A 12,644-nucleotide genomic window follows, 5' to 3' on the forward strand; every position below is an offset into this window, starting at 1 on the left:
AGAGTGGCTTACTGCCCCGGAAAAAAGGGCAGAGCCATAGGAGAACACGATTTCGCCTCATCCAGAGGTATGGCCGGATTTGCTCCACTGAGTCCAAAATCGATCAGTTTCATTGTTGTTTTTCCGTTTTCTTTTACGAGAACGATCCCAAAAGGAACTTGCGAACTGACCCACACTTCACTTTTTTCATCTTTGAAGATGGCAACGGAAATTTTTTTACCTGATGGAAGTGTATAGGTGGAGAGTTTGATATTTGGTTTTTGGGGACTATACTTTTTTGGTGTTTTTGTATAGTAGTTTGGTTTTTCTCCACTCATACCGATCATCTCCTCTTCCATACATATAATACCTTGAGGCGTCTTAGTAATCATCTTTTGTAAAGAGGAGTCATTTTCTTTATCGCTCCAATATTGTGTAACAAATCTGCCTTGAGGTGAAGTTGCCTCATTTTCAATGATATTGACACGCTTTCCTTTGTATTTGATTGTTCCAAGATACTTGATAGTCATCTGCATTGATGTACCATCACTTACGATCTCATACTTTGCCCATGCACCTTTTTTCATTTTGAGAAAGCCTGTATACGGAGCAGCAAAAAGCAAAAGAGTCCCAAAGAAAAGGAGCCATAACTTTTTCATAGCTCATCCTTTTTTCTTTTATTATATTGCTTTATTAAATCTTTGTAAAGTTTAATCATTTTTTTATATAGCTCTTTGGGTATTGAAGGTGCTTTAGGGTTATATTTGTATTTTGCCACCTCATCTAAAAGTTTTTGCACCTCTTTATCATTTGGTGCCAACTCTTGCAAAGCGATACTAAGTTCATAGATATCTTTTGGTGGCTTGGTTTTAGTTTTTTTGTTTTTCTTTACAATAGCAGCTACAAAAAGTGTAGGAATGAGAAGCAGAGTAATCACAATGGTTGCCATGAGAATATGGTGAAAATCTGGCAAAGGCAGTAACTCCATTATCGGCTCCCAAAAAAGAGTTGCAGTTTGGTAAAAATATCTTCATCTTCGTAAATTGTGAGTGTATCACATCCAGCTTTTTTAAGTTGTATCAAATGCTCTTGTTGAAGTGTATCTATTTTTTTTGAGTAGTTATCGATGCTTTTTGGAGTGAGTTTTACGCTTCTCTCATTTAGGCTTTGGGTATCTTTTACAATGGTCTCTTTAAAAAAGTGCTTTGCTCTGCTTGCAAAGGCAATAGCGACAACTTCATGTTTTGTAGGAAGTAGTTTTAAAGAAAAAGGATCCAAAAAGTCACCAACTAAAATAATGAGATGCTTTTGAGTCAGTCTATAAAAGAGCTCATCGAGATTATAGGAGAAAGTTTTGCCAATAATTGGTGTATGGGCAATTGAAGTAATCGCATTTTCTAACTCATATTCATTTGATATTTTCAAAATATGCGATTTTTCACTAATAAGACTTAGATTGTCTTTTGAAGCTAGTGCAGAAAATCCAATGAGCGCCAACGACTCAAGCAGCATCTCCCATTTGAGTCTAAAAAATCCAAAATAGAGCGTCCCACTCATTAAGGGAATGATAGTGATATTTCGCATATGCTCCTCTTGATAGAGCTTCATATAGGCTTGCCCAGTCTTTGCATAGGCCATCCAGTCGATCTTTTTTGCATCACTAAGATAGTCATATTCAATCAGCTCTACAAAATCAAAGCCCTCTCCCAAGCTGGCACTAAAGATTCCGTGCTGGTGGGCATAAACTGCCTTTTTTGCTTTTATGATGAGCCGTTTCATGGAATAGGCACTTCTTTCATGATAGATTCAAGTATCATATCTGCGTTTTTGCCTTCCGCTCTTGCTTCATAATTTAAAATGACTCTATGGCGAAGAGTCGGTTTTACAATATCTAAAATATCTTTTGGTGTAACGTAGTCTCGTCCATATTTGTATGCCACGGCTTTAGAGGCTTTGAGCAGATCGATACTTCCCCTTGGACTGCTTCCATACATGGTATCCGGATGGTCTCTGGTTGCCTGAACGATTTGCACGATATAGTTTTTCAAAGCCTTTTCGATATGGATCGATTCCACCTGCTCTTTTGCCTGCTTTAGCTCCTCTTTCGACAAAACGTTTTGGATTTGCACCTCTTTTTTCTTTTCAAAGCGCTCCAAAATTTCCAGCTCTTCATTTGGAGTGTTATATCCAAGCTCAATTTTAAACATAAATCGATCCAGTTGCGCTTCAGGCAACCGGTATGTTCCCTCTTGCTCTATCGGGTTTTGTGTCGCCATTACGACAAACGGAAAAGGAAGAGCAAAGCTCTCTTCTGCAATAGTAACCTGTCTTTCTTGCATCGCTTCAAGCAAAGCTGACTGCACTTTGGCCGGTGCTCTGTTGATCTCATCTGCCAAAAGCAGATTGGTGAAAATTGGACCATGTTTTATCGTAAAATCTCCCGTTTTTGGATTGAAGATTTGAGCGCCTGTGATGTCGCTAGGCAAAAGGTCTGGAGTAAATTGTACTCTTTTGGAGTCGATGCCAAGTGTCTGAGCCAATGTTTTGATGGTTGTTGTTTTCGCAAGTCCCGGAAGTCCCTCAAGCAGTACATGTCCTTCACAAAGAAGTGCCAAAATGATGGCATCTATCATCTCCTCTTGACCAACGATTACTTTTTGAATTTCAGCTTTTATCGATTGAAAAATCATGTTAGTTCCTTTAGGATTTTTTTCTTGATTTGTACTAAGGATATTTTTTTATTTGTGCTAATTGCTTCATTTAAAAGCTCTTTTTCCTTTTCAAAGCCCGGAAGTGGTGCTAAAATCTGCAAAAGCTCTTTTTCATCTTTGGCTAAAAGAATTTCAAACTGTTTTTGATAGACTCTTTTGAGAAGGATAAAAAGCAGTATGCCGCTTAAAAGCCCGCTTAGAAAAATAAAAATATAGACGAAAGTTTTTTCAAAGGTATGAAAAACAGGTTCAATTTTTGGCGGGTTGTCGGTTTTGTCTGGCTGGATGGGAACTGTTTTAACGTCGATTTGATATTTTGGCGTTGCAAGGGTTTGCAACGTGTGATAATCAAACATTTTTAGCTTTAAAGGCTCAATTTCAAAACTACTTTTGGTTATGAGAGCGTAGGAGATTTTATATCTGATATGAGCACCATCTGGTGCGAACTCCACTTTCTGGATAGGTTTATCTTGCAAAATCTTTATTTTTGGATTGGTTTTTAAATGGAGTGAGGGAATTTGATCAAAACCGGTTCCGGTAATTGTCAATATTGCATAGACTGGCTCGTACGCTTTGGCTCTTGTTTTATCAAGTTGCAAATGCAACGTAAAATCACCATAGAGATCGGCTTTTGGTGTCTTTTTGACAAAAATTTTTAGGGGCTCAATTGGATATGAGGTGATTTTACCTTCGATGATTTTGGTTTGCTCATACCCGGTGCCTAAAATATCTGTTTGGATCTCTTGTTTTGAGGCTCTTTTGACTGTAAGCTCTATCGGTAGTTTGAGATTGCCTTCTTTTAATGGGAAAATTAGAAACTCATTTTCATAACCAGTTGTTAGGGTCTTCTTTTTTAAAAGCACCACTTTAAAATCTTTTGTTGCTTTTGGAGCAAATTTAACCCAAATTATCGTCTCTTTGTTTTTTGCAAAGTAGGTAAGCTTGAGATGAATAGGCTCTTTTACAAATGCTTCATGTTTATCGAAAATAACACTGTATTCGTTAGCAAAAAGGGCGATACAAAAAAATAGACTACCAAGGATGTTTTTCATGGATATATCCTTTGTTGATCAGATCATAGAGTCTTGAGCCAAGGGGCATACTGCTTCCTTTTTGGGTAATACTTTGGCTTTTTTGTTTCGTTTTTTTGCCTCCGCGGCTTGAGCTTGCAAGGGCTGCGGTTTGCAGATTGCTGCTTCCGGCACTTTTGCCTTTATCCTTTTTCCCATGCTCTTTTTTTACTATTTTCTTTTTTGAAAAGGGAAGCAATAGCTTTTTGGGTCTCTTTTTCAAAGCCAGCACTTCTATTTTTTTAATGAGATCACTATTTGGTTTATATTGTGCTGCCAAAACATAATATTGTAAAGCCTCGTCATATTTTCGTATCTTTTCATAGCATACACCCAAGTTTTTATATATTTTTGCTTTTAGAGCAATATCTTTTGTTTTGATAGATTGTAAGATATTGATAGCTTCTTTATATTTTCCTAGTTTCATCAAAGCCATTGCCTGGGCGTATCTTGCTTCAAGATAGGGTAGATTTTGAAAATATTTCAAGCTTTTTTTATACTCTTTATTGTAGTAAGCTTTATAGCCTTTTTGCAGTTTCCACTCATCCAGTAAGGATGCATGCAGTGGAAAGGCAAGAATGATCATGAAAGGGATAAATGATCGGATTTTTTCAAAAAGGGTAGTGTAGATATATAATAGCAGAATTGTCGCAATAAAAAGTGGAATAAAAAAGAGTTCAATTTTGTCCATGGTCTGGGTTTTTGTTATTTTAGCTTCAATATTTTCTAAAACATCAAGATACTTATCGTATGGATAGATGAAGTCAGCGTATTGATTGATAGCTTGATTGAGTCTTGTGACAACTAGTTTGCCATTGTGTTTGAGATAGCCCTCATTTGTTGGAATAAGCGCTCCCTCTTTTGTCGCAATCTGTACAAAGTGCAAACGGATATTTTTGGGTTTATGTAAAATCTTCTCTTCTCCTCCATCGCTAAAAAGGACCAAATCGATATTTCCTTGAAATTTTGAGACAAAATTGAGCAGTTTTTGGATATTGGTTGATTTTGTCATAATGTTTTTGGGATCAATACTATTTAGTGCTTGTAAAAGTATCGCTTTATCCGACGTTGGAGGAGCGATGATGAGAGGATTTGAGGTAAATACAATTAATGCGATTTTACTATTTGCTTTTTGGATGAGCTCTTTGATTGCCTTTTTGGCAAAGATAAGTCTATTTGGCTTTAAATCTTTTGCCCTCATGCTTGCCGACATATCCAAAGCTATAAAAAGAGGCTGCAAGGATGTGGTGGAGGTTTTTGGTGTGAGCTGCATGGGTCTAGCCAAAGCGATAAAAAGCAAGATGAGAACTAGAGGAAGTAGTTTTATTTTATTGGAACTTTGCTCTATAATAAGCTCTTTTGGTAAAGGGATGCTATCTTTTTTTTCTTTGATAATCCAAAAAAGAAGTAAAGTCGGAATGATAAGAATGAGCCAATATCCTGCTTCAAAGCTCATCTAAAACTCCTATAAAGCTCAAATCCCAGCAAAAAAAGAGCAATAAAAAGCAGGTATGGAAATAGATAGTGTTTATTCTCATAACTTCCACTTCGAATAGGGCTTGGTTCAAGACTGTTTAACTCATCAAAAATTTGTTTTAAATCCTCTTCATTTTTTGCATAGAAAAATTTTCCGCCGCTTTTTGTTGCAATCTGCTTTAAAAGGTTTTTATCCGCATCTCCTAGGCCAATGGTATAGATTTTGATGCCCTCTTTTTTTGCTCTCTCAACTGCTTGGCGAGGTGAGATGGAGCCGCTGTTGTGGTGACCATCAGTTATTAGAATAAGCACTTTTTCTTTTGCTTTGTCTGCTTTGAGAGCCTCAATTCCTTGCCATAGTCCATCACCAATAGCGGTATTGTTGCCGGCAATCGATGGTTCAAGATAATCGATTAAAAAATCGAGGGCTTTTGTATCATAGGTTAGGGGCGCTGCAATGTAGGCAAAGGATCCAAAGATGACAATGCCGATATTGTCATCATAGCGTCTATGAAAAAAGTTTTTTGCCATCGATTTGACTACTTCAAATTTGCTTTTTTCATCATACAGAGTCTCTTCCATCGATCCGCTGGCATCAAGAGCCAAAACAAGATCCCTTCCTTTTCTGTCATCAAGTTTGATAGAGGAGTAGAGAAACGGTGTAGAAAGGGCTAAGACAAAAAGAGTGAAGGTGAGCGTTGGCAAAAGAGTCAATCGAATCTGAAATCGTGATAGAAGTTCGGTTTTTGCAAAATAGATTTTGAGATTTTCTCTTTTGCACTGAAAAAAGCAGAGCATCAAAGGCAGCAGAGCCAAAAACCATGGGTGTTCAAATGCTATCTTCATAAAAGCTTTTCTGCTCCGACATAGATAAGTCCTGTTAAAAGTCCGGCCAAAACACCTGCAAGCAGGTCGTCCGCCATGACGCCAAGACCTCCTGGCATGCTATCTAACTTTTTGATATAGGATGGTTTTGTAATATCTAAAATTCTAAAAAGAATAAATGCTACTACAAGCCATATAAGATGCGTACTTGGCAAAATGGAGTAGGCGAGCCAAATTCCCGCAATCTCATCAATTACAATAGATGGATCATCGTGGGTATTGGTCTGCTTTTCATAGATATTGATCTCTTTTATCCCAATTATGGTAATGAGAATAACCAGTAAAAACAGGCTTGATTGGGGTAGAAAGTGTAAAAGAAAAGCTCCTATAATTGCTCCAAAAAGTGTTCCCCATGTGCCAGGCGCTTTTGGAAGTGTTCCCGTGTAGCATCCTGTTAGAAAAAAGCGTCGCATCGTACTCCTATGTCAAAGAGGTTGTTTGATAGAGTTTCATGAGTTGGATGTAAAAATCTTTTTCAGTATGTTTTTCCAAAATACCGGCATTTGGAATAAGGTCTGCATAGAGTTTTTCAAGATTTTTAAAGCGATTTGGAAATAGTTTACTTAAAAGTATCGCACTGATTTCTCTCCGTACCAAAACGGCTGGAGGAAGGAGCCCTAGTTTCAAAAGTTCCAAAATGGAGTCAGCATGATAGGAGATATGATGATGACTGCCATGTGGGCAGGTTTCTGTGCTCACAAGCGTTTTACATTTGTTGCAGTAGACGAATTCATTGACCATCTCGATATCTATATTGATTCCTTTAAGATTGTCAAAAACACTTTTGAGATGATTTTTATCATAGTACAGACCCAATCCGGCATGATTTTTTCCTACGACCAGACGAGTGCATCCAAAATTTTGTGCTACGATGGCATCAAGGATGAGTTCATTAAATCCTGCAAAAATATAGGTATTTTCCAATGGAACGATGAGAACTCTATTTTTGGGGAGATAGTTTTTGACAAAATAATCCACGGTTTTGTATCGTAAGTCATAGGAAAATTGATCATTGACATAGGGTTTGAGCAAAAAGAGTACGACTAAATCACTATGCTCAAGAGTGGAACGAATCAGTCTCTCATGGGCCCTGTGAAGAGGTTTGGCAGCGAGCATGATGGCGCTCACCTCTTTCGCTTTGAGCTCCTTTTTACGTTTTACAATATCCTCTTTTGCTTTTTTGACATCTTCAAACTCAATCTGAAAATCGCCGGCAACTGCATAGTTTCCAAGGCGTTTCAACGTCGCTTCAATACCGGGATGGGAAATGTCTGCAGTACCGTAAATATTTTTGAGTCTTTCAATCGGATCGATGGGAAAAATCTCTTCTACATTGATTGAGCCTACTTGTCGGCCGTTACAGATGAGTTCTACGTGATCGCCTGGTTTGAGTGAACGAAGGATCTCTTCATTTTTTTTTCCACTTGGTGCAAGAATAAAGGAAAAAGGAAAAGATTTGCCCTTATACTCTTTTGTGGTATCAACTTCTTGTGCCTCTTTTTGATTCATCAGCTTGTCTATCGGGTGCAAAAGCCCCTCTTGCACCATTGCAAGTGTCGATACCGCCTCTTGGTCAATAAATAACGATTTATTTTTTCTTGAAGATTTCATATTTTTTCCTCTTCTCCCAAAGGCTCTTTCGAGAAATCCCTAACTTTTTTGAGATAGTAGTATCGGGAAATTTATACTGATAGTTGATAATGATATATTTGACATACTCATCAATTGTCATGATATCGTTTCTGTCAAACACCTTATTGTCACTTTTGAGTTCAATCTGTTTAAACGGTATCTCTTCAGACTCTTTCTCTGTTGAAGAGACGATTGCCCTCTTATTTGCTATTATCTCCAAAAATTGCAGTTTTTCACTTTTTTTGAGGTTTTGAAAATCGGTAATATACAGAAGTTGTGTAGGATCTTCACTTTTGATTTGATTGATCGCCCCTTTATCGTTGAGGGTATAATAGACAAAGGGTTCGTCTACCGTTTCAGCGTACGCAAAAGCGTATGCATCTGCATATCGTTGATAATTCGTCGTTATGAAAAGAGGTAATGGGTCTTTGATCGAAATATTGTCGATAGAAAAACCCTTGAAACTGTTTTTGAGATATTGTTTATATGTTTTATTCTCTTTTAGAAGTCTCTCATATTCAATAAAATGCTTCATTTTCCGTATCAATTCTTCGATCATGAAAGGTTTGAGGATGTAATCGTTTGCGCCTGCTTTCAAAGGGTCCGATACTGTGTCTTGCGAAATATATGAGACCAGTAGAATAATGATTTTATCTTTATAGGCCTCGATAACCGGATAAAAATCTTGACCGTTGATGTTGGTAGATAGAAGGATGATATCATAATGCTGCTCTTGCAACGCATCTTTGATACTAGCCGCCGTTTCGCAGGTAAATCCTATTTCAGAGAGTTTTGTTGCGATACTTTGGGCAAGATATATTTCATTCTCTACGATAAGTACTTTCATATTGCACTCCAGTCAAAATAGTGTAGTGTAGCTGTTGCCATTGCGGCAATGCCTTCATTTCTTCCAACAAATCCAAGATGTTCGGTGGTTGTGGCTTTAAGATTGATTGCATGCTGAGGAATATGCAATAAATCATGCAGACTCTGTTGCATTTTTGCTTTATAAGGACCTATTTTTGGATTTTGTGCAATGATGGTGAGATCGACATTTTCTATTACAAATCCGCATGCATGAAGGAGCTGAACTGCTTCAAAAAGCAGCTTTTTCGAATCGATATCTTTGTATGTATCAACACTATCTGGAAACAGTTCTCCTATATCTCCAAAACCGGCTGCTCCAAGGAGTGCGTCGATAAGGGCATGAATGGCCACATCTGCGTCTGAGTGGCCAGCAAGACCTTTATCGTAGGGGATTTCTATTCCACACAAAAAGAGCTTTCTGTTTGCACAAAAAGCATGCACATCAAAGCCGTTTCCTATACGTTTTGCATTTGAGGGCTTTTGCAAACAAGGCAACAGTTTCAAGTCTTCTGTATAGGTAAGCTTGTGCTGCTTTCTGTCTCCGGGGATATATAAAACCTTCTCTTCCAAAGATGCGATGGCACTGCTTTCATCGGTAAACTCTTTTCCCTGGGTAAGAGCTTTGCGTAATATATCTGTTTTTGAGAGTTGTGGCGTCTGGATCAGTTTGACTTCGTTTCTATCGATTGTTTCATTTTTATACACCACTGTATCTGCAGGTTGGATATACGGTACTATGCATGCGGCGTGAGATCGATTTTCTATCATCTTTTGTACGACCTCTTTTTGGATACAGGGCCTCGCGATATCGGAAACAAGGACATAAGGTGTTTGAACCATTTCAAGGGCATTGAGTAAAGAGCGTTGCCGTGTATCGGCTCCTTCAACGACAGTATAGTGACAATATTTTTTATAAAATGGGATCTCTTTGGGATGAGCGGTTATTACAACATCGTGGAAGGAAAAGCTATGAGTGAATCTGTTCGTAACATAGAGCCAAAGCGGTTCATTACCGCACCATAGCCACTGTTTTTTTACGTTAAGACCAAATCTGCTTGAATTTCCGGCACCAAGTAACACCAACGTCAAATCGGACAAAGATTATCCTTTTTTCTTAATTGTTACGAAATTATACATTACAAAAGCTTTTTTTTATCTTTTTTCAGTAATATTTTGGAAATTCCCCTGATTGTTTAAGGGATGAAGGAGTTTTTATGAGAAAAGAGTGGGTAGAGAAACGCAAAAATGATAGTGTTCGAACACAGATGTACTATGCAAGACAAGGTATTATTACTGAAGAGATGGAGTATGTGGCAAAGGTAGAAGGGCTTGATGCTGAGCTTATTCGTAAAGAGGTAGCACGAGGTCGGATGATTATCCCGGCAAACATTAATCATATCCATCAAAAGCCGATGGCGATAGGAATCGCTGCAAAGTGTAAAATCAATGCAAATATCGGAAGCTCTGCTTTGGCCAGTGATGCCGAGGGGGAAGTTGAAAAGGTCAAAGTGTGCCAAAAGTACGGTGCCGATACGATAATGGATCTCTCCACCGGTGGTGATCTTGACGCAATCAGAGAAGAGGTGATCAAGCATGCGGAGGTTCCTATTGGAACGGTTCCAATCTATCAGATTTTGCACGATTGCAATAACAAAATAGAAGATTTGACAATCGATAAGATGCTTGAAGTCATTGAGCGTCAAGCCAAGCAAGGGGTAAGCTATTTTACAATTCATGCTGGATTTTTGCTTCGATTTATGCCCCTTGTAGCTAAAAGAAAGATGGGAATCGTAAGTCGTGGTGGCAGTTTGATGGCAGCATGGATGATGCATTACCATAAGGAAAATCCATTCTATACAGCATTTGACGATATTTTGGATATTTGTAGAAAATATGATGTGAGTCTCTCTTTGGGCGACAGTTTGAGACCAGGATGCTTGGCAGATGCAAGCGATGATGCACAGCTTGAAGAGTTGAAAGTTTTGGGAGAACTTACTCTCAAAGCATGGGACAAAGATGTGCAGGTGATGATTGAAGGGCCTGGACATGTACCGATGAATCAGATTGAAAGAAATATCAAGATTGAAAGAGATTATTGCCATGAAGCTCCATTTTATGTATTGGGGCCGCTTGTAACAGACATTGCCGCAGGATATGATCATCTGGCAAGTGCAATCGGAGCTGCAATGGCTGGATGGTATGGAGCGAGTATGCTTTGTTATGTGACGCCAAAAGAGCATTTGGGTCTTCCAAATGCAGAGGATGTACGAGAGGGAATTGTTGCATACAAAATTGCAGCCCATGCAGCGGATATTGCCAGAGGCCGAAAAGGGGCACGCGATGTGGATGATGCCATGAGCGATGCAAGATATAAATTTGATTGGAACAAACAGTTCGAATTGGCTTTGGACCCAGATAGAGCAAGAGAGTATCACGATGAGACGCTACCGCAAGATGTTTTCAAAGAGGCAGAGTTTTGCTCTATGTGCGGACCAAAATTTTGTAGCTACAAAATCACACAAGATATTCTTGAAAAACATGGAGCCTAAGGCAAAAGCCTGGCTCTATTTGAAATTGGGAAAAAGTTGTTCCTAATTCCAATTTTTTAATGAATTGCCCTATTTTTGTAACATAGTTACAATAAGCATAACTGTTACCGTCTGATTAATCACTTCCATCTTTGACTCCTTGGTATGGATCGATACCTACTGACTTCTTTATAATAAACGTTGCATTGTTATAGCTTAGCGAAATGAATCACCAATTCCAGATTCCCAATTCCAAATTCTCATAAAACTTTAATCTTAAATAAGATAAAATCTATCCTAATTGAAACAAAGGAGCTGCAATGCTGAATGAAGCAAAAGTACAAGAAGTTTTATCCACTGTGACATATCCCGGTTTTACCAAAGATATTGTGACATTTGGATTTGTCAAAGGAATCGAAGTCAATGGTGATAGAGTTGCCGTTGAGCTGGATATCACATCAAGTGCACCGGAGGTTGCCCAGCAGCTTCGAGATGAAATCACAAAAAAGCTTGGGTTGCAAGGTGCGAAAGAGGTGATTGTCAATATCAAGCAGCCTAAAATGCCAAGAGAGACTTCCAGCAGAGGGAAAAACCTAGCACCGCAAGTGAAAAATTTCGTCATGATCAGTAGTGGGAAAGGTGGAGTTGGAAAATCCACGACTACCGTGAATTTAGCGATCGCTACTGCAATGCAAGGAAAAAAAGTTGGAATCTTGGATGCGGATATCTATGGTCCAAATGTGCCTCGAATGATGGGGATACTTGGCGCACAGCCAGAAGTTGTAGGCAACAAGGTTAAGCCAATCGAGACAAAATATGGCGTGGAAGTCATGAGTATGGGAGTGCTCATGGAAGAGGGGCAGTCGCTTATTTGGCGAGGAGCTATGATCATGAAAGCGATTGAACAGTTTTTAAGAGATATTTTATGGAGTGATCTGGATGTGCTTTTTATCGACATGCCTCCAGGGACCGGGGATGCGCAGTTGACATTAGCGCAAAGCGTACCGGTTACAGCAGGTGTCACTGTGACTACACCTCAGATGGTGAGCCTCGATGATAGCAGAAGAAGTCTTGATATGTTTAAAAAGCTTCATATTCCAATTGCCGGAATTGTAGAAAATATGAGTGGCTTCATCTGTCCAAACTGTAGCACAGAAAGTGATATTTTCGGAAAAGGAACAGCCCACGATGTAGCATTAGAATATGGTACAAGCGTGCTTGGTGAAATTCCTATCGAGCCGGCAATCAGAGAAGGTGGAGATGAAGGAAAACCTGTCGTTTTTTATCATCCGGAGAGTGAAACAGCAAAACGGTACCATCAAGCAGCAAACAAATTGTGGCATTTCATAGAAAAAGTGAATGAAGAGGGCGGTGCAAGCAATGAAATGATTCAGCCAACAACTCCTCCGGGAGTAAGTGCGTGTTCCACTGCAGGGCATAATGCAGGGAATCAAAGCGGCGGAGGCTGTGGCTGTTCTCACTAATGCGAACGAACC

13 protein-coding genes are annotated in these 12,644 nt (G+C 38.9%); 2 read left to right on the forward strand and 11 right to left on the reverse strand.

Annotation, left to right across the window (positions count from 1 at the left end; all coding sequences use genetic code 11):
- Window positions 1–8 precede the first annotated feature (8 nt).
- The 11 genes from JG735_RS03200 to JG735_RS03250 are packed head-to-tail and all read right to left on the reverse strand — an operon-like array spanning window position 9 to window position 9,718.
- A complete protein-coding gene (locus JG735_RS03200) occupies window positions 9–638 on the reverse strand; it encodes a hypothetical protein (protein WP_201335391.1) in 630 nt (209 codons plus the stop codon).
- On the reverse strand, window positions 635–967 hold the full coding sequence (locus JG735_RS03205; protein WP_201335392.1) for a hypothetical protein: 333 nt from the start codon (window positions 965–967) through the stop codon (window positions 635–637). The genes JG735_RS03200 and JG735_RS03205 overlap by 4 nt, the downstream gene beginning before the upstream one ends.
- Window positions 967–1,758: a DUF58 domain-containing protein gene (locus tag JG735_RS03210; protein ID WP_201335393.1), complete on the reverse strand. Its 792-nt coding sequence runs from the start codon at window positions 1,756–1,758 to the stop codon at window positions 967–969. Before JG735_RS03210 ends, JG735_RS03205 begins: the two co-directional genes overlap by 1 nt.
- Window positions 1,755–2,669: a MoxR family ATPase gene (locus tag JG735_RS03215; protein WP_201335394.1), complete on the reverse strand. Its 915-nt coding sequence runs from the start codon at window positions 2,667–2,669 to the stop codon at window positions 1,755–1,757. Before JG735_RS03215 ends, JG735_RS03210 begins: the two co-directional genes overlap by 4 nt.
- On the reverse strand, window positions 2,666–3,742 hold the full coding sequence (locus JG735_RS03220; RefSeq protein WP_201335395.1) for a BatD family protein: 1,077 nt from the start codon (window positions 3,740–3,742) through the stop codon (window positions 2,666–2,668). Before JG735_RS03220 ends, JG735_RS03215 begins: the two co-directional genes overlap by 4 nt.
- Window positions 3,723–5,216 (reverse strand): VWA domain-containing protein, encoded by a 1,494-nt coding sequence (locus JG735_RS03225; protein ID WP_201335396.1) that lies wholly within the window; start codon window positions 5,214–5,216, stop codon window positions 3,723–3,725. The genes JG735_RS03220 and JG735_RS03225 overlap by 20 nt, the downstream gene beginning before the upstream one ends.
- The gene (locus JG735_RS03230) at window positions 5,213–6,082 is read right to left on the reverse strand and encodes a VWA domain-containing protein (protein WP_201335397.1); all 870 of its coding nucleotides are present in this window, start codon (window positions 6,080–6,082) and stop codon (window positions 5,213–5,215) included. The genes JG735_RS03225 and JG735_RS03230 overlap by 4 nt, the downstream gene beginning before the upstream one ends.
- On the reverse strand, window positions 6,079–6,534 hold the full coding sequence (locus tag JG735_RS03235; protein ID WP_201335398.1) for a phosphatidylglycerophosphatase A: 456 nt from the start codon (window positions 6,532–6,534) through the stop codon (window positions 6,079–6,081). Before JG735_RS03235 ends, JG735_RS03230 begins: the two co-directional genes overlap by 4 nt.
- A 7-nt stretch (window positions 6,535–6,541) precedes the next feature.
- Window positions 6,542–7,732, reverse strand: a complete 1,191-nt coding sequence (locus JG735_RS03240) for a sulfate adenylyltransferase (RefSeq protein WP_201335399.1) — start codon at window positions 7,730–7,732, stop codon at window positions 6,542–6,544.
- Window positions 7,710–8,600 carry a response regulator gene (locus JG735_RS03245; RefSeq protein WP_201335400.1) on the reverse strand — a complete coding sequence of 297 codons (891 nt, stop codon included), beginning with the start codon at window positions 8,598–8,600 and terminating at the stop codon, window positions 7,710–7,712. Before JG735_RS03245 ends, JG735_RS03240 begins: the two co-directional genes overlap by 23 nt.
- Entirely contained in the window at window positions 8,597–9,718 is a 1,122-nt protein-coding gene (locus JG735_RS03250) for a bifunctional 2-C-methyl-D-erythritol 4-phosphate cytidylyltransferase/2-C-methyl-D-erythritol 2,4-cyclodiphosphate synthase (RefSeq protein WP_201335401.1), read from the reverse strand. The genes JG735_RS03245 and JG735_RS03250 overlap by 4 nt, the downstream gene beginning before the upstream one ends.
- A 116-nt stretch (window positions 9,719–9,834) precedes the next feature.
- On the opposite strand from JG735_RS03250, the gene thiC reads away from it, so the two are divergent.
- Both thiC and JG735_RS03260 read left to right on the forward strand, forming a co-directional pair.
- Window positions 9,835–11,169, forward strand: coding sequence for a phosphomethylpyrimidine synthase ThiC (gene thiC / locus JG735_RS03255; RefSeq protein WP_201335402.1), 1,335 nt, complete (start codon window positions 9,835–9,837; stop codon window positions 11,167–11,169).
- A 299-nt stretch (window positions 11,170–11,468) separates the two neighbouring features.
- Window positions 11,469–12,632 carry an Mrp/NBP35 family ATP-binding protein gene (locus JG735_RS03260; protein WP_201335403.1) on the forward strand — a complete coding sequence of 388 codons (1,164 nt, stop codon included), beginning with the start codon at window positions 11,469–11,471 and terminating at the stop codon, window positions 12,630–12,632.
- The last annotated feature ends 12 nt before the right edge of the window (window positions 12,633–12,644 follow it).

It is taken from the genome of Nitratiruptor sp. YY08-10 (assembly GCF_016629565.1).
GTDB lineage: Bacteria > Campylobacterota > Campylobacteria > Campylobacterales > Nitratiruptoraceae > Nitratiruptor.

Coding starts and splice junctions, on each gene's coding strand:
- JG735_RS03200 (WP_201335391.1), bottom strand. CDS start 638: ATGAAAAAGTTATGGCTCCTTTTCTTTGGGACTCTTTTGCTTTTTGCT.
- JG735_RS03205 (WP_201335392.1), bottom strand. CDS start 967: ATGGAGTTACTGCCTTTGCCAGATTTTCACCATATTCTCATGGCAACC.
- JG735_RS03210 (WP_201335393.1), bottom strand. CDS start 1,758: ATGAAACGGCTCATCATAAAAGCAAAAAAGGCAGTTTATGCCCACCAG.
- JG735_RS03215 (WP_201335394.1), bottom strand. CDS start 2,669: ATGATTTTTCAATCGATAAAAGCTGAAATTCAAAAAGTAATCGTTGGT.
- JG735_RS03220 (WP_201335395.1), bottom strand. CDS start 3,742: ATGAAAAACATCCTTGGTAGTCTATTTTTTTGTATCGCCCTTTTTGCT.
- JG735_RS03225 (WP_201335396.1), bottom strand. CDS start 5,216: ATGAGCTTTGAAGCAGGATATTGGCTCATTCTTATCATTCCGACTTTA.
- JG735_RS03230 (WP_201335397.1), bottom strand. CDS start 6,082: ATGAAGATAGCATTTGAACACCCATGGTTTTTGGCTCTGCTGCCTTTG.
- JG735_RS03235 (WP_201335398.1), bottom strand. CDS start 6,534: ATGCGACGCTTTTTTCTAACAGGATGCTACACGGGAACACTTCCAAAA.
- JG735_RS03240 (WP_201335399.1), bottom strand. CDS start 7,732: ATGAAATCTTCAAGAAAAAATAAATCGTTATTTATTGACCAAGAGGCG.
- JG735_RS03245 (WP_201335400.1), bottom strand. CDS start 8,600: ATGAAAGTACTTATCGTAGAGAATGAAATATATCTTGCCCAAAGTATC.
- thiC (WP_201335402.1), top strand. CDS start 9,835: ATGAGAAAAGAGTGGGTAGAGAAACGCAAAAATGATAGTGTTCGAACA.
- JG735_RS03260 (WP_201335403.1), top strand. CDS start 11,469: ATGCTGAATGAAGCAAAAGTACAAGAAGTTTTATCCACTGTGACATAT.